Source organism: Aureimonas sp. AU22 (genome assembly GCF_001463745.1).
Classification (GTDB): domain Bacteria; phylum Pseudomonadota; class Alphaproteobacteria; order Rhizobiales; family Rhizobiaceae; genus Aureimonas.
In genome coordinates this window covers 287,944-305,299 of record NZ_BBWJ01000004.1, presented here as the reverse complement: position 1 = coordinate 305,299, position 17,356 = coordinate 287,944, and the positions used below count along the sequence as shown (strand labels likewise).

The window sequence follows — 17,356 nt, the reverse complement described above, 5'->3', positions numbered from 1 at the left end:
CCGCTGCGAAGCCGTTTGGGTTGCGACGAGGGCGTAAGGGGGGAGGACGCACGATACGCCCGGTGCCCCCGAAGCCTCGCCTATGCGCCGAAGGCGCCGTCGATCGTGTGCATGGCGCCGGTGACGAAGCCCGCCTCCGGTCCTGCCAGCCAGGCCACCATCGCGGCGACCTCCTCGGGCCTTCCATGGCGTTTCAAGGCCATGAAGCTGTGCATGAGGTCTCGCATCGGCCCGTTCGCCGGGTTGGCGTCGGTGTCGATGGGGCCTGGCTGCACGACGTTGATCGTGATCCCGCGCGGCCCGAAATCGCGTGCGAGCCCGCGCGCCAGTCCCTGCAGGGCAGACTTACTGAGCGCATAGGACGCCATGCCCGGCACGGGCATCCGGTCGCCGTTCACGGACCCGATCACGATGATCCGCCCGCCGTCCGGCATCCGCCGAGCCGCCTCGACCGAGGCATGGTAGGGCGCGTGGACGTTGACCCGGAACAGCCGGTCGATCTCGTCGGGGTCCTGGTCCAGGGCGTCGCCGAAGATCGCGAACCCGGAGTTCACCACGAGAACGTCGAGCGGTCCGCTGTCCCGGACCCTCGCGATCACGGCGTCCCGGTCCGCGCTGTCGGTCTGGACGGCCGTACTGCCGGTCTCCGCCGCCAAAGCCTCCGCCGCCTCTCGCGACCCGGCATAGGTGAAGATGACTGTCGCACCATCGGCCGCAAAGCGCCGCACGATGGACGCTCCGATCCCTCGGCTACCTCCGAGAACCAGTACGGTCTTGCCCTGATACGGTGTCATCGCGCGCTCCTTGCGACCTAAGTTAGTGGTCGCTACATAATTATAGAGCCAGTGCGAGGTCAATGTTTCTGTAATGTCTGTTACAAAAAATTCACGCGGGCGCGGTCGGCCACGGCGTTTCGATCCCGACGAGGCGGTCGCCATCGCCGAGCGTCTGTTTCATGCCCGCGGCTACGAGGCCGTCAGCGTCACCGAGATCACCGATGCGCTGGGCATCAATCCGCCGAGCTTCTACTCCGCCTTCGGCAGCAAGCTCGGGCTCTACACCCGCGTCCTGGAGCGCTACGCCGAGGCGGGCGCGGTCCCGTTCGCGGACCTGTTGCGGGCCGATCGTCCCGTCGCCGACAGCCTTCTGGCGTTGCTGGAGGAGGCTGCCCGTCGTTATGTCGCCGATCCCGCCGCTGCGGGTTGCATGGTGGTGGAAGGAACGCGCTGCGAGGATGCACAGGCTCGGGCGGCCGCGCGCGCCTACAATCTCGCGGCGGAAAAGGCGATCCGCGACTATGTGGCGGCCCGCCATCCCGCCGACGCCGACCGCATCACCGACTTCGTCGCGACGACCATGTTCGGCCTCTCCGGCAAGGCGCGCGGTGGGCACGGGCTGGACCAGCTTCTCGCCACGGCTCGGTTCGCCGGCTCGGCCATCGTTCAGGCTCTCGGCGATTGAACCTTCCGGACCGAGACGCGGAGGCGAGGCGACACCCCTTGCGGATCCGGTCAGCTTGTCGCCTGTGATGGCCGGTCGCGGGGCGAGAGTTTTGCCAGCCGCTCACGCAAGGCCGGTGCGGCAAAGTCGAGGAAGCGGCGCAGCTTCAGAGGCATCTGCCCGCGCGTCGCGTGGACGAGATGGACGGGGACCGGTTCGGGCTCGAAGTCGTCGAGGATGATCGCGAGCCCCCCGGCTTCCACGGCTTCGACCACCTGGTAGTGAAGCAACCGCACCACGCCGATGCCCCGGATCGCGGCATCCACCGCCGCCTCCGTCGTCGTCACCGCGAAGCGTGGCGGCAACGGCGCGCTGTCCGCTGCCGCGCGTCCCGAAGGAAGGGCGCGCCAGTTCGCCTCCGGCATCGGACCGTCCACCGCGACGGCGGGCAGATCGCGCAGATCCTCCGGCACGGCGGGTGAACCATGCCTTGCCAGAAGCGCCGGACTTGCCGCCGTCACGATGCGCATGGTGCCGATCCGTGTGGCGATCATCGTGCTGTTCGCCAGTCGGCCGATGCGCAGCGCCATGTCGACGTGATCGTCGACGAGGTGAACGTTGCGGTCGGCGAGCAGCAGCCGGACGCCGATCTTGGGAAACTGGTCGAGGAAGTCCGCGACCACCGGAAGCACATGGAGGCGGCCGAACTGGATCGGAGCGCTCAGCACGAGTTCGCCCTTCGGCTCGGCAAATTCCCCGGCCGCCTCTCGCTCGGCGCCATCCACCTCGTCGAGGATGCGCCGGGCGGCCGCGAGATAGGCGACGCCGACATCCGTCAGCGTCAGGCTGCGCGTCGTGCGAACCAGGAGCTTCGCTCCGAGCTGCGCTTCGAGGTCCGAGATCTTGCGGCTGACCGTCGGCACGGGGATGCGCAAGGCCCGACCAGCCGCCGACAGGCTGCCGCGGTCGATCGCCTCGCGCAGGAGAAGCATGGCTTCGAGACGGTCCATATCTTACCATATTTCGACAAGGTGAATTGCGATCTTGCCGTATTCCGTCGCCTGATGGAAAGGGGCATTTCTGCGTGACGAGCCCCACGGGCTTCCAACGCGGGACCCCCGATCATGTCCTATGGCTTCCTCGATATCGCCGTGACGCCGAGTGTTCGCGCAGCGCAGGCCGCGATGGGTGTCGACCATGTCTGGCAGGACTTCCCGGGACATCGCGCCTTCGACCGCTTCACCGAGAACGAGGCAGCCTTCATCGGCGCACGCGACAGCTTCTACATGGCGACGGTTTCGGAAACCGGCTGGCCCTATGTCCAGCATCGCGGCGGCCCACAAGGCTTCCTGAAGCTCGTCGATGCCCAGACGCTCGCCTTCGCCAACTACTCCGGCAACCGCCAGTACATCAGCCTTGGGAACCTTGGGGCGAACGATCGCGCCTGCCTGTTCCTGATGGATTACCCGCACCGGGCGCGCCTGAAGATCTACGCGCATGTCGAGGCCATCGCGCCCGATGCCATGCCCGAACTGGCCGATCTCGTCGCCGTGCCCGGCTATCGCGGCCGGATCGAGCGCATCTTCCGGATGCGGCTCGAAGCCTTCGACTGGAACTGCCCGCAGCACATCATCCCGCGCTTCACGGAAGCCGAGATCGCCGAAGCGGTCCGTCCCCTGCAGGAGCGGCTGGCCGCGCTCGAAGCCGAGAATGCCACGCTGCGCGCGGGCGCGGCGTCGGCGAAGGACACCCAAGGAGAGCATGCATGACCCAACCGAGCTACCGGACTGTGGACGTCGACGGCGTCGAGGTCTTCTATCGCGAGGCGGGCAGCCGTTCGAAGCCGACGCTCTTGCTTCTGCACGGCTTTCCGACGTCGAGCCACATGTTCCGCGATCTGATCCCGTTGCTGGCCGATCGCTTCCATCTCGTCGCGCCCGACCTGCCCGGCTTCGGTCAGACCAAGGCGCCGCCGCGTGGTGGCTTCGACTACACGTTCGACCGGCTTGCGGATGTGATCGAGGGTTTCGTCGAGGCCTTGTCGCTCGAGCGCTACGCCCTCTACATCTTCGACTACGGGGCCCCCGTCGGCCTCAGGCTGGCCATGCGTCATCCCGAACGCGTGTCCGCGATCGTCTCGCAGAACGGCAACGCCTATCTCGACGGTTTCAGCGACGAGTGGGGCGCGTGGCAGGCCTATTGGCGCGAACCGAGCGAGGCCAATCGCGAAGCCTGCCGGCCGTCGCTTTCACCCGGCACGATCCGGGACTGGCAGTACGGGACGGGGTCCAAGCCGGAGCGCCTTTCGCCCGACGGCTACGAACTCGACATCGCCTACATGGCGAGGCCGGGTGCCGAGGAGATCCAGCTCGATCTCATCGGCGACTACAAGAGCAATGTCGCGCTCTACCCCGACTTCCAGCGCTACTTCCGCGACCACCAGCCGCCGCTTCTTGCGGTCTGGGGGCGTCACGACCCCGCCTTCCTGCCTGCCGGCGCGGAAGCCTACCGCCGCGATCTGCCGGATGCGGAGATCCATCTACTGGACGCCGGCCATTTCGCCCTGGAAACCGATGCAGGCGAGATCGCCCGCCTGATCAGAGATTTCCTCGACCGTCGGCTTCCCAACGCCTCGGCGTGAGTCGGTCGTCGGCGCACAGCGCATCCATGGAACGCCATAGGGCGAGCAGGCGGCCGGCGATCATCTCCCGTTCGTCCGCCGCGACGACGGGCGGCGTCTGTTCGAGCTTGCGGAGACAGCGCTCGGTCGCCGAGACGAGATCCCGCCGCAAGTCGTCCAGCATCGCCGCGTCGGATGCGACGGCGGAGGCCTGTGGGATGGGCGCCGTGCGCAGCAGGTTGCAACTGGCGAGCAGCGCACCCAGGATGACGAGCAGTCCCGATACGGCGAGCCGCGCGTCCAACTGGCCCTGGCCGAGAAACGCAACGAGCAGGGCGCCGATGAACGGCTCGACATAGCTGATCGCCCCGAGGGCCTGGATGTCGCCGTGCTTCACGCCGACGTCCCAGAGATACAGAGCCAGCCCCATCGGGAAGACCCCGAGCGCGGCGATCGCCGCCCACTCGCCCGGCGTCGGTGCCACCCAGGTCTCGAGCGAGGCGTGGAGGAGGACGCAGATCACGGCGGATGCGGCGTAGAAGACCCCGAGCGCGGAGGTCGGCACGTCGGCATACCGCCGCGACAGCACGGAATAGAGGCCCCACAGGCCTGCCGCGACCCCGATCAGCGACAGGTAGAAGGCCGGCGCACGCGCGCCGCCATCATCGGTGATCGCCTCGCCGCCATCGATCAGGAGAAGGATGCCCACCAGCCCGACGATGGCGCCCGCCACATGCCAGGCGCGAAGACGCTCGCCCGGAAGGAGCGCCGAACCGAGGACGATCAGAAGCGGCGTCGTGCCCTGGAGAAGCGCGGCGGCTGCCGGGGGGGCCTGCTGCGTCGCCCAGTAGATCGCCGCGTGATAGCCGACGAGCGACCCGACCACGAGCAGCCACACCCGCGGCGGCTGCCGAAAGGCGGCCCGAGGATCGTCTCCGGTCAACCGCCACGCCAACGGGGCCATCAAAGCCGCGAAGACGAAGGCCAGCGCCACCGTCTGAAGCGGAGGGATGCGCGTCGTGAACGTGATGAGCACGGTCTCGGTCGCCCAGAGGAGGATGCCGCAGACGCCCAGAAGCGTCGCGGAAAGCCGGGCGGGTGTGGGCACCGTCACGGATCAAACGCCGATCTGGACGATCTGGTCGAGATGGAACCCGTTGAAGTGCGTGCGCATCGACAAGCTGTAGGCCCCCATCTGACCGACCTCCAGCCAATCGCCCTCGCGCACGTCCTCCGGAAGCAGGAACGGCGCGCCGAGAACGTCGTTGGAATCGCAGGTCGGCCCGAACACCTTGAACTCGCCGAGGCGGGATGCGGCGGGTGGTCCGTCGGGACGCACGATCCGCACCGGACGCCGCTCCTTGGGATGGCCCAGTTCCTGAAGCGAGCCGAAGACGCCGTCGTTGAGGAAGATCGTCCGGTCGCGGCGCAGCGTGACCTGCACGACGACGCTCGCGGCCTCCGCCACCAGCCCCCGGCCCGGCTCGCACATCAGCATGCAGCCCGAAGCGAGTTCCAGTCGGCGGCGGCCCTGCAGGATCTCGGCGAAGTAGCGATCGATCGGCGCCACGTGGTCGCCGGGGTAGGGGGCGGGGAAGCCGCCGCCGACGTTGAGGACGCTCAACGAGACGCCGGCCTTGCGCGCGACCTTGCCCGCGAGATCGATGGCGTTGCCGAAGCTGTCGGGCGACAGGCACTGGGAGCCGACATGGAAGGAAATGCCGGCCTTCACCCCTCTGCGATCGATCTCGCGCAGGAGGTCCGCCGCCTCGGCGGGCGGCGCACCGAACTTGGTCGACAAGGCATAGCGCGCGTCGCGCGAGGGCGTCGCGAGGCGGACCGCGATAATCAGGTCGCCGTCCGGTTCGGCTTCGGCGAGGATCTTGTCGATCTCGCTGGCGCAGTCCACGGTGTAGAACCGGATGGCGAAGTCGCGGGACGCGGAGCGGATCGCAGGCCGCGACTTGGCAGGATTGTTGAAGAACTGACCGGCCGACTTGCCGAACAGATCGGCGATAAGACGCACCTCTTCGATCGAGGCGACGTCGAAGTCGCGGATCCCCGCCGAGAACAGGGTTTCGAGAACGGCCGGATGCGGGTTGCATTTCACGGCGTAGAGCACGCGCGCCGGAAGGTTTGCGAACCGCCGGGCGGCTTGCCGCAGGCGTGCCGGCTCCAGGCAGAAGACCGGTTCGGCCGGCCGCAGCGACGCGACGACGGCGTCGACGGTCTCGAAGACCGGGAGCGGCGGTCCCGAACGCCGCGCACGAGCGAGGGCAGGGATGGCGCCGTCGAGGCGGGCCAACTGTTCGATAGGCGTAGTGCGATTGTCGAACGACCGGGCCGTTGCGGACATCATGGCATTCCTTTGCATGGAGCAGGCGAGGGCCGGTGCGCCTTCAGCGGCACGAAGCCGGCCCGAGAGGTGGGGTTCAGGCGACGGCCGGGATCGGCAGGCCGGGAGGGATCAAGCGCTCTTCGAGCAACCGCGACATCTCGATAGCGGGAACGGGGCGACCGAAATGGTATCCCTGCACCTGCTCGCAGCCTTCGGCGAGCAGGAACGCGGCCTGCTCCTCGGTCTCGACGCCTTCCGCCGTGGTGATCATGTTGAGGCTCTGCCCGAGCCCGATCACGGAGCGCACGATGGCGTTCGACTTCTCCACCGACAGGTCGGAGATGAAGGACTTGTCGATCTTGATCTTGTCGAACGGAAAGGAGTTCAGGTACCCGAGCGACGAATAGCCGGTGCCGAAATCGTCCATGACGATATGGACCCCCGTCTGTTTCAGGGCCGTCAGGATCTCTTTCGCCGCCACGGCGTCGTGCAGAAGCACGCTTTCGGTGATCTCGAGCTCGAGGCGTCCGGCGGGAAGGCCTGTGTCCTCCAGAACCTGCCGCACCGTCTCGACCAGTTCGCGATGCTTGAACTGAACCGGCGACAGGTTCACCGCGACGCGCACGTCCGGCCACTCCATGGCCTGACGGCACGCGGTCCGCAGCACCCATTCGCCGATCTCGACGATCAGCCCGGTGTCCTCGGCCAAGGGGATGAAGTTGCCCGGCGGAACGAGCCCGTGCTCCGGATGACGCCAGCGGACGAGCGCCTCGACGCCGGCGACGCGCTCGCCGTCGAGCTCGATCAGGGGTTGGTAGTGGACCTCGAGCTGGCCCCGCGCCACCGCCTGGCGCAGATCGTATTCCAGCGCCTTGCGGGCCTGCAGCTCCAGGTCCATCCGGGGCTCGAAGATCCGCATCGTGCCGCGACCGGCCTGCTTGGCGCGGTAAAGGGCGATGTCGGCGTTCTTCAGAAGTGCGTCGGGCGTGTAGCTGTCGTCGTTTGCGAAGGCGAGACCGACGCTGACGCCGACATGAAGCTCCATTCCGTCCACGATGTAGGGACGGTTGAGTTGCTCGATGATGGTGCGGCTGAGGGCGGTCGCTTCCAGCGGCTGGTTCACGCCGAGCTGAACCACGGCGAATTCGTCGCCGCCGAGGCGGGCGACCGTATCGCTCGGCAGGATCGCCGATCTCAGACGCTCGCTGACCTCCTGGAGGAGCACGTCGCCGGCGGCATGGCCCAGCGTGTCGTTGACCTCCTTGAAGTGGTCGAGGTCGAGACAAAGGATCGCGATGCGCGCGCGCTCCTGGCGGTTCTCGTCGAGAGCCGCCGTGAGGCGCTCGTGGAAGAGGACCCGGTTGGGAAGGCCGGTCAGCGCATCGTGGTGCGCTAGATGGGTGGCGCGGTCCTGCGCCTCGACCTCGCTGGTGATGTCCGTCGCGGTCCCGCGGTAGCCGGAGAAGCGGCCCTGCGCGTCGAAGGCCGGTCGCGCCGCCAGGCGGCAGATGCGAAGGTGGTCGTCGGCGTCGTGGTAGCGGCAGCGCAGATCGCGGAACGTCTGGTGCGCATGCAACTGGTTCGACCGCTTCTGCCAGTCGTCGTCGGCGCGCTCGACGACGAAGAACTGCTCCAGGGTCCGACCCAGCGCATTGGCCGCCGCAAGTCCCGTGACCTCGGTGAACCGGGCCGAGAGGTAGACGAGCCGCATGTCGGTGTCGCACTCCCAGATCCAGTCCGAGGACGCCTCGGCGACGTCGCGAAAGCGCGCCTCGCTTTCCTCGAGCGTCTGCGCATAGGTCTCGATGGTCCGGGACGACTGCTCGAGTTCCACCGTCGAGCGCCGCGCGTGACGCAGCACGAGGAAGGCGAAGGCCGCGAAGATGACGAGCGACACGCCCAACGGCGGCAGAATGAAACGCAGGAGGCTGTAGCCCGGCTGCTCCGGTATCCAGGTCACGGCTCCCAGAACGTCGCCGCCAGGCGAGCGCAGGGGGATAGATGCCCCGAGGCCGGGCTCGTCGGGTGTGCCCATGCGCAGGTCGCGCAGAAGGTACTCGCTGCCGATGCGGGACAGGAAGGCCGGGTCCAGCTTCTTGACGAAGATCATGGACGAGCGATCCGCCGGGCTGAGGCCCGAGCCGTCCAGCGACGGCGGCAGGATGGTCGTCGCCGCCACGAGCGCGTTGCCGTCTTGCGCGGCGAGGATCCCCACCGCGGGTTCGGCTTGCGCGGCGGCGCGCGCCAGGAGTTGCGGCAACCCGTCCTGGATGGCGGACGTGGCTTCGATCCGCGTCGTCGGCTCCCCGTCCATGACGGCATAGACCGTCTTGCCCGTGGGGGAGATCACGAAGGCCATCTCGTAGCCGAGGCCGGTGAAGATGTTGGCGCCGACGTTGCCGTCGGTCGCGGCCCATTCGATGTCTATGGTCTCGTGCAGGTTGCGGTAGACGTCCTCCCAGACGGCATAATCCCGCAAGGTTCGAGCGATTTCCCGCTCCTTCACGGTCAGAGCTGTCTCCGCGAGCTTGGTGGATGCTTCCAGTGCGATCGAATTCTGTCGATGCGCGGTGATGAGAACGAACACCAAGACCAGCGTGACCGTCGCGACGACCATGGCCGACATGGGCAGGACGACGCGACGACTGAAGCCGTTACTCGCCGGTCCCCGGTTCATCAGACTCATACACGCCCCCACCACCAATTACGGCGGACGCTAGGGGAAGAGCCAATAATGCAAAATGAATCGTCGAGGGGACGTCGTATATATCACTAACAATGTACGTAGATCCGCCACGAGTTGACGTAACGACCGAAACTCCGCTGACGCAACGACCCTATACGCTGCCGCTGGTGGAATGTGCTTCATCGCGAGATGAGACGGTGTCGCACGTCCGGATCGCGGCATCGCAGGCTAGCGAACCGCCCGCGATGCCGCTTCGAGTCGTTCACCGATCCCCTACCATTCGATTCCGATCTTGCCGAAATGGCTCGCGCCCTGCTCGTGCCGGAAGGCGTCCGCAAGGTCCGCAAGCGCGAAACGGCGATCGATCACCGGCCGGATGGCGTTCACCTCCAGCGCACGGACGAATTCCTGCTGCTGTCGACGGCTTCCTACGATCAGTCCCTGAAGCCTGGCCTGCTTCGTCATGAACACGCCGGTCGGGATCTCGCCGGAAAAGCCCGTGAGAACGCCGATGAGGGCGATGTGCCCGCCGATCCGCACGGCTTCGATGGACTGGGCGAGGGTTCCGGGGCCGCCGACCTCGATGACGTGATCGACGCCTCTGCCACCGGTCCAGTCGCGAACCCGGCGCCCCCACTCCGGTTCGGCCCGATAATTCAGGGTGAAGTCTGCGCCCATCGCGCGCGCACGCTCGAGCTTCTCGTCCGACGACGAGGTGATGGCGACGCTCGCTCCGAACATCTTGGCGATCTGCAGCGCCCAGATCGAGACGCCGCCCGTCCCCAGAAGGAGAACTGTATCGCCCGCCTTCAGCCCGGCGTCGCCGACGAGCGCGCGCCATGCGGTCAGACCCGCGGTCGTGATGGTGGCAGCTTCCACCGCATCATAGCCCCTGGGCGCGCGGGTAAAGGCGGTGGCCGGCAGGACCACGGCTTCCTGCGCAAACCCATCGATGCCGTCGCCCGGCGTGCGCGCGAAGTCGCCGACCGTCGGTGCCCCGTCCTGCCAGTCCGGGAAGAAGCAGGAGACGACCATGTCACCGGGCGAAAACTCGCTGACGCCCTCGCCGACGCTTTCCACGAGACCAGCGCCGTCGGCGAGGAGGACGCGCCCGTCCGCCGTCGGCATCTGGCCGAGAGCGACCGCGAGGTCGTGGAAGTTCAGCGAGGCCCCATGCAGGGCGACGCGGATCTCACCAGGCCCCGGCCGACCGGGATCGGAGCGGTCCTCCGCCACGATACGGTCCAACCCGCCCGGTGCCCGCAGTGCCATCACCTTCATCGTCACGTCTCCCTGCCGTTTCAAGCGGCGCAAGCGCCGGTCCCGGACGCAGATAGGGCGTGTTGCCTCCTGGAGATGAGGGGGCGGCGTATGGACCAAATTCCAAGATCGAAATGAAGGGTGGCCGTAAAGCCGGACGACGCAGGCCCACGCGTCATGTCCCATACGCTGACCCCGATGACCTCTCGGGCCAATTCAACGCGGACTTGGCGACTTTCCTCGACTGTGACGCCCATCATCGCGGGAAGGTGAGGGCATCGCAATTCATCGCAAATCGCATCATGTGGTGTCCGGCGTCGCCGAAACTCTACGATGGGTTTGGCGGTCAATCGCCCGTTGGCCGGAGCCAGACAACGTTCGATCCGCTCGACACGAGTCGTTGGTTGGCGCCTTTGCCGTCGATGTCTCAATGCCGAGAGATGAACTAGGCGCTGCCGAGATCGATCAATGGCTTTCCACAGCGGGCCAAGCACCAGCCATCGCACGATGGTTGCTTCCACACGGCCGGTAATCCGAAGCCCTTCGTAAGGTGTCCAGCCTGATTTACCGACGAGTGCGTGCCACTCCGGCGCGCGCGGTCATTTCGACGACCATGCGAGTGCTTTCGTTTTCTGCCATGTCCTGACCGAGCAGGTCTGGTCCCGGCTCGGCCAGAGTTCGCTCGATCGCCTTTCCTCGATCGAGGATCTCCACCGAGACATGAAGGACTTCTGACGACGGTTCAGACGGCAAGGTGAGGGTTCGCCTCCATGAAGGCGGCAATCTCGCGCGGTTGGGTGATCCACACCTCGTCCCGCCGCCTGGTGATATGCTCGAGGGCGCGGGTCAGGGCGCGCAGGCGGAAAGGGGCGCCGGAAATGAAGGAGTGGACCACGACGGACATGACGAGAGGTTGGTCTTTCGAAGCCTCGAGCATCTCGTCGAACTCATCCACGATCATCCGCTCGAAGTCGGTGGCGTCACCCTGGCGACCGATCAGGGTGGAAGAATCGTTGAGTTCCAGAGCGTAGGGCAAAGCCAACAGCGGGCCGGCTCGCGTCTGGAGCCAGACCGGCTGGTCGTCGAGCCGCAAGTCCATCAGGTAGCGGTAGCCGGTCTTTTTCAGAAGATCGGCTGTGTTCTCGGTCTGTGAGAGCCAGGGGCTCGACCAGCCGCCGGGACGGCCGCCTTCGACTTCCTCGATGCGATCGGCCACCGCCTTCAGATAGGCCGCTTCGTCTGCCGGCGCCCGCCCGGCGAGCGTGTCGGAGTTGGTAAGGCCATGACCGACGATCTCGCAGCCGTGCCGGCGCGCGAAGTCCATCAGGTCGGGTGCATGGTCGTAGACTTCCGTGTTGAGGAGGATGGTCAGCGGTACGCCGAAATCGGCGAAACGCTTGATCAGGCGGAAGCCGCCCACTCGGTTGCCGTAGTCCCGCCAGGACGTGTTCACGTAATCGGGTTTCGGCGCGCCGGGGAACAGGTCCTCGGTGATCCCCTCGCCGAAGACATACTCCTCGATTCCCAACGCGACGTAGAGCGCCAGACGTTTGCCGCCGGGCCATTCATAGTCCGGGCGGCGCGTGATGGGCGAGAAGCCGTAGCGGGACTGCCTGGGAAGCATGAGGATTCCTTGGGATCAGGAGATGGATCGGGCAATGGATCGAAAGGATCCGGAGAGGGTCTTGGCCGGCGGATCGGCGTAGCTCGAACGCTTCGACGTCGTGAGGCGACAGCGAACGAGGGTCTCCGCCATGCCGACCGCCACGGACACGCCGTCGATCACCGGCACGCCAAGCTCGGTCTCGATCGGGCGCGCCAGATGGCCGATCCCGGCGCAGCCGAGGACGATCGCTTCGGCGGCGTCCGTGTCGATCGCGGCCCGTCCCTCGGCGAGGATCGCCTTCAGGACCGCGTCTTCCTCGCTTTCGTCGAACAACACCGGCACGTCCACCGCACGGATCGGCAGGCAGCGACCCGCCAGATCCAGGCCAAGAGACCGTACGACCCGGTGGGAATGGATGCGGGTTCGAGCCGGGAGCGTGACGATGGAGAACGTGTCGGCAACAAGTGCGGCAGCCATCAGCGCGGCTTCGGTCATACCGACAACGGGAACACGTGCCACCTCCCGGGCGGGCGCCAAGCCCGTGTCGCCGAAGCAGGCGATCACGAAGGCGTCGATCGGTTCGCCCTCGAGCCGGCGGATTTCCGAGATGACGCCAAGGGCCGCCACGGCCTCCTCGAAGTGGCTCTCGACCGAGGGGGTCCCCTCGGGCGGCTCGCTGGCGGTCACCACGACACCGGCGGACGCGCTGGCCTGCCCGGCAGCAAGATCGGCATGCGTGAAGGCGGCCGTCGTGTTGGGGTTGATGATATGGATGCGCAAAGCGGTTCCCTTCGGACGGAGGTCAGGCGTTGGAGGCGATCCAGGTACGGGCGATCGCATCGCGCCGCGCGATCCAGCCGCCGCCCTTGTCACGCACATGGCGCAGGAAATCGCGCAGACCGGCGATCCGGCCGGGACGGCCGATGATGCGGGTGTGAAGACCGACCGTCATCATCTTCGGACGGTCCGCGCCTTCCTCGTGCAGCCAGTCGTAGGCGTCGCAACAGTAACGGGAGAAGTCGTTGCCATGCACGAAGCGGCGCGAGGCGAAGAAGTTCATGTCGTTGGTGTCGAACGCGTAGGGCAGGAGGACGTAGGGGCGCTCCGTGCCGCGCAGCGTCCACGGCAGGTCGTCGTTGTAGACGTTCGAATCGTAGAGGAAGCCGCCTTCCTCGATCAGGAGGCGCCGCGTGTTGGCCGACGGGTGGCTCTTCACGTGCCAGCCTACCGGCCTGACGCCGCACTCCGCCTCGATCGTCGAGACGCAGCGCGCGATCAGTTCGCGCTCCTGCGTCTCGCTCATCGCGTTGTGATGCTCCCACCGCCAGCCATGGCACATGATCTCGTGCCCACGCTCGACGGCGTTGCGTCCGAGCCAAGGCGTACGCGTGAGCGCCCTGGCGCACAGATTCAGCGTGGCCGGAGCCGCGAACTCTTCCAGCACGCGCATGACACGCCAGTAGCCGGCGCGGCTGCCGTATTCGAAATGGCTTTCCATGCAGAAGTCACGAAAGCCGACCAGTTCCTCCTGCACTTCGTAGGTGGCCTCGTTGCGCTCGTCGCCCGAAGACAAAGCCATTTCCGCCCCTTCCTCGATATTGAGGACGAGCGACACGGCGACGCGTGCGCCTTCCGGCCAGACGGCGCGTGGTGGGTGTTCTCCGTAACCGAGAAAGTCTCGACCGTCGTCAGGTAGGCCCGTCATCTCCCGACCCACCGCGTGAAGCCGACATCGCGGGCCGCTGCCATGCGAACCATTTCCCGGTAGTAGGGCTCGACCTCGCCAGCGCTTTCCCGCAGGGCCACAGCCTCACGTCGCAGGGTCGGCTCCAGTGCGCGGATCTCAGTCAGAAGGGCTGGCTCATCGATCGTCGTCAATCGCCGGTCGCGCATGACGACATGGCCCGCCACCACGGTATGGCGCACGGAGGAACCGCTTTCGCACAGCACGAGCTGACGCCGAATGTCGTGCAGCGGCCAGTAACTCGGCGTGTCGAGGTCGAGAACCGCAAGATCTGCGGCGTAACCCTCGGCGATCCGTCCGAGCGGCTGTCGGCGGCGCAGCACGCGACTGCCCCCGTCCCAGACCGCAGCCAGGATTTCGGGCGCCTTCGGCCATCGGGACGGATCCGGATCGGCCAAGGCATGCATGATCCCGGCCGTCTTGATAGCACCCCAGAGATTGTGGCTGTCGTCGCTGACAGCCTCGTCCGTGCCAAGGCAGATCGGAACGCCCGCATCGCGCAAGGCGCGGAAGGGCATCACTCCGCTGCCGAGCCGCATATTGCAGACGGGATTGTGCGCCACGCAGGCGCCCGAACGCCCGAGGCGCGAGATGTCGTCGTCGTCCACCCAGATCGCATGGATCACCTGCATGTGCTCGTCGAGGATGCCGAGTTCATCGACGTATCGCACGAGCGATCCACCGTATTTCTCTTCGCCCAGGACGCGTTGCAGCTTGGTTTCCAAGATATGGCAGAAGAATGGGAGATCGTGCCGGCGGGCCAGGGCCGAAAGGGCCCTCAAGTAGTCCGGCGTCGCGCGCTGGGGCGCCGAACAGGAGACGGCCGCGGCGATCCGCCCGTCGGCCGCACCGTGCCAGCGCTCGATCAGGTAGTCGTAGTGGGCAAGCATGCCCTCTGCCGTCTCGCGCGGCAGCGAGTCCATGCGCGCGCGCAGTTCCGGCGGCAGAAGATCCTTGAGGAATGGATACTTGTCGTATTCTACGACGATGGGCTGATCGAGGCCGATCGTGGCGCGCATGCCGCTGTCGGCATAGGCTTGGGCAATCGCGTCGATCGCCGCACAGCTGGTGAGCGGAACGAAGAAGGCGTCGTCGGCGACGCTGGTGATCCCGAGCTTCAGCATCTCCGCTGCGCCCATCAAGGTGCGCAGCCGAACGATGTCTGGATCTTCGGCCCCGTCCGACAGGAGGGGTACTTCGTACAGCATGAACACTTCGAGGGGGAGCCCGTCGAGAGTGCCGCGCATCAGGTTGCCCGGCGAATGGAGATGAGCGTTGACGAGACCCGGGATCACCAACTGTCCCGTTGCGTCCAGGACATCCATCGCATCCGCTGCGAGGTCGGATCCGATTTCCACGATGACGCCATCGCGAATCAGGATATCGGCTTCCTCCGGAATGTCGCTTTGCGCCGAGCGCAGCACCTTGCCGCCCCGCACCAGGAGATCAGTCATGGGCAACGTTCCTTTGGAACCGGGGATCGAGGAAGGAAGTGATCCGCTTCGCTTCGCGTTTTGGGATGTCGGTGCCGGGATCGTGCGGGACAATCTCGCTCGGTACGCGCGTGAAACCGGCACGGCGGTGGAGGCGGACTGCATACCGGGCGCGTACGAAGAGGTTCTCGCCGCAGCCTTCCGGTGCGGCGCGGGGCCGGAAGTCTTCTATGCGCAACGCGCCGAAGCCTCGCTTTGGGCAGCGTGCGGCTGGATCGAGCCGATACCGGCGTGCGATCCCGCCATCGAACCATGGCTGCACCGTATGAACCGGAAAGTCCTTCGCGGCTCTCTCGATCCGGACGGCCGGCTCCTGGGGACGACCTACTACAATGCCGGTCCGTTCGCGCTCTTTCAGCGACCCGGTGCTGACCACTCGGTTCAGGACTGGGACGACGTAATCGACGTCTGTCGCCGGGCGCGTCGGGACGGTGTCTCGGACCATCCGTTCGTGCCACGCTGGCACGCCACACAGACCGGTTTGATCTGGAGCCTGCTGTGTCATCTGTCGACGGGTGGGGTCACGTCTCTGGACGATGAACGAGCGCTCGTGGCTCTGGCAGAAGCCGTCGACTTCTTCGCGAGCCTCGTCGCGGAAGATCTCGTGCCCCCGGGCAGTCTTGATGACCGGAGCGACGAGGCGGCGCTGCGGCGATGGGCCTCCGGTCGCCACCTTCTCACCTTCACCATGGACTACCTGGCAGCGGATGCCGGCGTCTTGGCGGGGCGTCCCGTGAGCGTTCCCTTGGCGCGTCTTCCAGGACGCACCGGAACGCCTCTGATGCCCGGTCATGCGCTGATCTGCGTGCGCGCCGGCCTTGATAGGATCCGCCGCGACAAGGCGCTGCGACTGGCCGTGGCGCTCGGCGGACCAGCAGTCGACGGCGACCTGCGCGTCCACCGGCGTTGGTTGCAGGAACGGCTGTTTCCGGTGCCGTTCCCCGAACTCGAGCGCGACGAGGTCGTCCGCGACGAGCTTTTGCGCTTCTTTCCCCCGATCGGAGCGGACGAGGCCGTCAGGCGGCTGCTGGATGGGCGTCGCCGGGCGGTCGTCTCGCCGGTCAGCCACGTTCCGTTCATGCTGGAGTGGTCGGCGGGCGCGGACCGAATCCTGCGAGACGCCCTGCGCGAGCGGTTTGCGGATCCAGCGCGCACGGCAGAAGCCATCCTGATGCTGTGGAACGCCTGCCGGGCTCACTGGGTGCCCTCAAGCTGACGTCGCAAGACGACGAGCCGCCTCGGCCGGATCGAGAGCGAGCGCGGCTTCTGCGCCGCGCGAGCCGACCACCATGCCCGCCGAAACAATGGCTCTTCGCACGGCGTCGGGCGGTGCGTAGCCAAGCATCCGGCAGGCGGCATAGGCACCGCCGAAACTGTCGCCTGCTCCCGTGGGATCGAGCACGTCGACAGGCGTGACGGGGATATTCGAGACCCTCTCGCGCGCCGCGGCAAGAACGACGCTGTCTGCGCCCCTCTTGATCGCGACTTCGGCAAAGCCAGCGGAGCGGAGCGCGTCGGCTGCTTCGAACCAGCCATCCTTTGCCAGATGACCGCTTTCCAGCTCGCTCGGAAGAATGGCGTCCGCTCCCTTCAGGGCGTTCGCGAGCCCTCGTGCGTCGTGCATCTTGGCAAGGAACGGGGAGGGGTCGACGGACAGGAACTCGGCCCGACCAGCGAGGAAGGCCAAGCTTCTGGGATGCCGGTCGCGCACTTGCGGGGCGAGGTGGACCGCCTTGGCGGGAAGCCATTCGGCGGGCAGGTCGGCCGCCTCCGGCGTGAAGCGCAGGAGGTAGTCCAGATAAGTCTCGATGTCGGCGCCTTCGCCTTCCGAGCCGATGTGGCGGAGCGGTTCGTTCTTGGGCAGGCACCTGCGAAATCCGTTCGTCTCGTAGACGATCCACTCGGTGAGATGCGGCAGGTCCACGTCGAGGCGCCGGACATGGCGGATTCCGGCTCGGGCCAGGACGGCTTCGACGTCGATGGGAAAGTCATGCCCCCGGCGGAACACGAGGCCGATACGAGCCGGATCAAGCCAGAGGCGCGCACCGGCCGCTGCGTAGAGGGCGTTTCCGCCGACCTGCTCTTTCCATGGCTCCGGCGTCGCCGGAACCACATGATCGATTGTGATCTGGCCGAGGATCAGAAGATCGGGTTTGGATGCCATGAACG

At 66.6% G+C, this 17,356-nt stretch carries 15 protein-coding genes; 4 read left to right on the top strand and 11 right to left on the bottom strand.

The features are described 5' to 3' along the window. Positions 1 to 80: 80 nt before the first annotated feature. The gene (bdcA, locus tag AUL34_RS01995) at positions 81 to 794 is read right to left on the bottom strand and encodes an SDR family oxidoreductase (RefSeq protein ID WP_061930332.1); all 714 of its coding nucleotides are present in this window, start codon (positions 792 to 794) and stop codon (positions 81 to 83) included. Between the two features lie 73 nt (positions 795 to 867). On the opposite strand from bdcA, the gene AUL34_RS01990 reads away from it, so the two are divergent. After that, a complete protein-coding gene (locus AUL34_RS01990) occupies positions 868 to 1,461 on the top strand; it encodes a TetR/AcrR family transcriptional regulator (RefSeq protein WP_061930329.1) in 594 nt (197 codons plus the stop codon). Between the two features lie 50 nt (positions 1,462 to 1,511). On the opposite strand, the gene AUL34_RS01985 is transcribed toward AUL34_RS01990, so the two are convergent. Further along, entirely contained in the window at positions 1,512 to 2,450 is a 939-nt protein-coding gene (locus tag AUL34_RS01985) for a LysR family transcriptional regulator (protein ID WP_061930326.1), read from the bottom strand. Positions 2,451 to 2,564: 114 nt separating this feature from the next. On the opposite strand from AUL34_RS01985, the gene AUL34_RS01980 reads away from it, so the two are divergent. Together AUL34_RS01980 and AUL34_RS01975 are read left to right on the top strand one after the other, a co-directional pair. Then, a complete protein-coding gene (locus AUL34_RS01980) occupies positions 2,565 to 3,209 on the top strand; it encodes a pyridoxamine 5'-phosphate oxidase family protein (RefSeq protein WP_061930323.1) in 645 nt (214 codons plus the stop codon). Continuing rightward, a complete protein-coding gene (locus AUL34_RS01975) occupies positions 3,206 to 4,081 on the top strand; it encodes an alpha/beta fold hydrolase (RefSeq protein ID WP_061930320.1) in 876 nt (291 codons plus the stop codon). The genes AUL34_RS01980 and AUL34_RS01975 overlap by 4 nt, the downstream gene beginning before the upstream one ends. On the opposite strand, the gene AUL34_RS01970 is transcribed toward AUL34_RS01975, so the two are convergent. The 8 genes from AUL34_RS01970 to AUL34_RS01935 form a co-directional block, all read right to left on the bottom strand. Continuing rightward, the gene (locus AUL34_RS01970; RefSeq protein ID WP_061930317.1) at positions 4,038 to 5,174 is read right to left on the bottom strand and encodes a DMT family transporter; all 1,137 of its coding nucleotides are present in this window, start codon (positions 5,172 to 5,174) and stop codon (positions 4,038 to 4,040) included. The two genes, AUL34_RS01975 and AUL34_RS01970, sit on opposite strands and share 44 nt — an antisense overlap. Before the next feature lie 3 nt (positions 5,175 to 5,177). Next, positions 5,178 to 6,419 (bottom strand): type III PLP-dependent enzyme, encoded by a 1,242-nt coding sequence (locus AUL34_RS01965; protein WP_061930314.1) that lies wholly within the window; start codon positions 6,417 to 6,419, stop codon positions 5,178 to 5,180. 73 nt (positions 6,420 to 6,492) lie between these two features. Then, on the bottom strand, positions 6,493 to 9,084 hold the full coding sequence (locus AUL34_RS01960) for an EAL domain-containing protein (RefSeq protein ID WP_061930311.1): 2,592 nt from the start codon (positions 9,082 to 9,084) through the stop codon (positions 6,493 to 6,495). A 273-nt stretch (positions 9,085 to 9,357) separates the two neighbouring features. Next, positions 9,358 to 10,365, bottom strand: coding sequence for an NAD(P)-dependent alcohol dehydrogenase (locus AUL34_RS01955; RefSeq protein ID WP_061930308.1), 1,008 nt, complete (start codon positions 10,363 to 10,365; stop codon positions 9,358 to 9,360). A gap of 721 nt (positions 10,366 to 11,086) precedes the next feature. Next, positions 11,087 to 11,968 (bottom strand): polysaccharide deacetylase family protein, encoded by an 882-nt coding sequence (locus tag AUL34_RS01950; protein WP_061930305.1) that lies wholly within the window; start codon positions 11,966 to 11,968, stop codon positions 11,087 to 11,089. Positions 11,969 to 11,983: 15 nt separating this feature from the next. Then, positions 11,984 to 12,730, bottom strand: a complete 747-nt coding sequence (locus AUL34_RS01945) for an aspartate/glutamate racemase family protein (protein ID WP_061930302.1) — start codon at positions 12,728 to 12,730, stop codon at positions 11,984 to 11,986. A 22-nt stretch (positions 12,731 to 12,752) separates the two neighbouring features. Beyond that, on the bottom strand, positions 12,753 to 13,655 hold the full coding sequence (locus tag AUL34_RS01940) for a polysaccharide deacetylase family protein (protein WP_061930299.1): 903 nt from the start codon (positions 13,653 to 13,655) through the stop codon (positions 12,753 to 12,755). Continuing rightward, positions 13,652 to 15,148, bottom strand: coding sequence for an amidohydrolase family protein (locus tag AUL34_RS01935; protein WP_061930295.1), 1,497 nt, complete (start codon positions 15,146 to 15,148; stop codon positions 13,652 to 13,654). The genes AUL34_RS01940 and AUL34_RS01935 overlap by 4 nt, the downstream gene beginning before the upstream one ends. Between AUL34_RS01935 and AUL34_RS01930 the strand changes: the two genes are divergently transcribed. Beyond that, positions 15,147 to 16,403, top strand: coding sequence for a hypothetical protein (locus tag AUL34_RS01930; RefSeq protein ID WP_061930293.1), 1,257 nt, complete (start codon positions 15,147 to 15,149; stop codon positions 16,401 to 16,403). The two genes, AUL34_RS01935 and AUL34_RS01930, sit on opposite strands and share 2 nt — an antisense overlap. Here the strand turns inward: AUL34_RS01930 and AUL34_RS01925 are convergent. After that, the gene (locus AUL34_RS01925) at positions 16,395 to 17,351 is read right to left on the bottom strand and encodes a carbohydrate kinase family protein (RefSeq protein WP_061930290.1); all 957 of its coding nucleotides are present in this window, start codon (positions 17,349 to 17,351) and stop codon (positions 16,395 to 16,397) included. The genes AUL34_RS01930 and AUL34_RS01925 overlap by 9 nt on opposite strands. Between the last annotated feature and the right edge of the window lie 5 nt (positions 17,352 to 17,356).

What these genes read in the sequence shown, in the direction of transcription:
- AUL34_RS01950 (WP_061930305.1), bottom strand. Translation starts at nt 11,968, where the DNA reads ATGCTTCCCAGGCAGTCCCGCTACGGCTTCTCGCCCATCACGCGCCGC.
- AUL34_RS01930 (WP_061930293.1), top strand. Translation starts at nt 15,147, where the DNA reads ATGGGCAACGTTCCTTTGGAACCGGGGATCGAGGAAGGAAGTGATCCG.
- AUL34_RS01975 (WP_061930320.1), top strand. Translation starts at nt 3,206, where the DNA reads ATGACCCAACCGAGCTACCGGACTGTGGACGTCGACGGCGTCGAGGTC.
- AUL34_RS01960 (WP_061930311.1), bottom strand. Translation starts at nt 9,084, where the DNA reads ATGAGTCTGATGAACCGGGGACCGGCGAGTAACGGCTTCAGTCGTCGC.
- AUL34_RS01935 (WP_061930295.1), bottom strand. Translation starts at nt 15,148, where the DNA reads ATGACTGATCTCCTGGTGCGGGGCGGCAAGGTGCTGCGCTCGGCGCAA.
- AUL34_RS01985 (WP_061930326.1), bottom strand. Translation starts at nt 2,450, where the DNA reads ATGGACCGTCTCGAAGCCATGCTTCTCCTGCGCGAGGCGATCGACCGC.
- AUL34_RS01980 (WP_061930323.1), top strand. Translation starts at nt 2,565, where the DNA reads ATGTCCTATGGCTTCCTCGATATCGCCGTGACGCCGAGTGTTCGCGCA.
- bdcA (WP_061930332.1), bottom strand. Translation starts at nt 794, where the DNA reads ATGACACCGTATCAGGGCAAGACCGTACTGGTTCTCGGAGGTAGCCGA.
- AUL34_RS01925 (WP_061930290.1), bottom strand. Translation starts at nt 17,351, where the DNA reads ATGGCATCCAAACCCGATCTTCTGATCCTCGGCCAGATCACAATCGAT.
- AUL34_RS01955 (WP_061930308.1), bottom strand. Translation starts at nt 10,365, where the DNA reads ATGAAGGTGATGGCACTGCGGGCACCGGGCGGGTTGGACCGTATCGTG.
- AUL34_RS01965 (WP_061930314.1), bottom strand. Translation starts at nt 6,419, where the DNA reads ATGATGTCCGCAACGGCCCGGTCGTTCGACAATCGCACTACGCCTATC.
- AUL34_RS01940 (WP_061930299.1), bottom strand. Translation starts at nt 13,655, where the DNA reads ATGACGGGCCTACCTGACGACGGTCGAGACTTTCTCGGTTACGGAGAA.
- AUL34_RS01990 (WP_061930329.1), top strand. Translation starts at nt 868, where the DNA reads ATGTCTGTTACAAAAAATTCACGCGGGCGCGGTCGGCCACGGCGTTTC.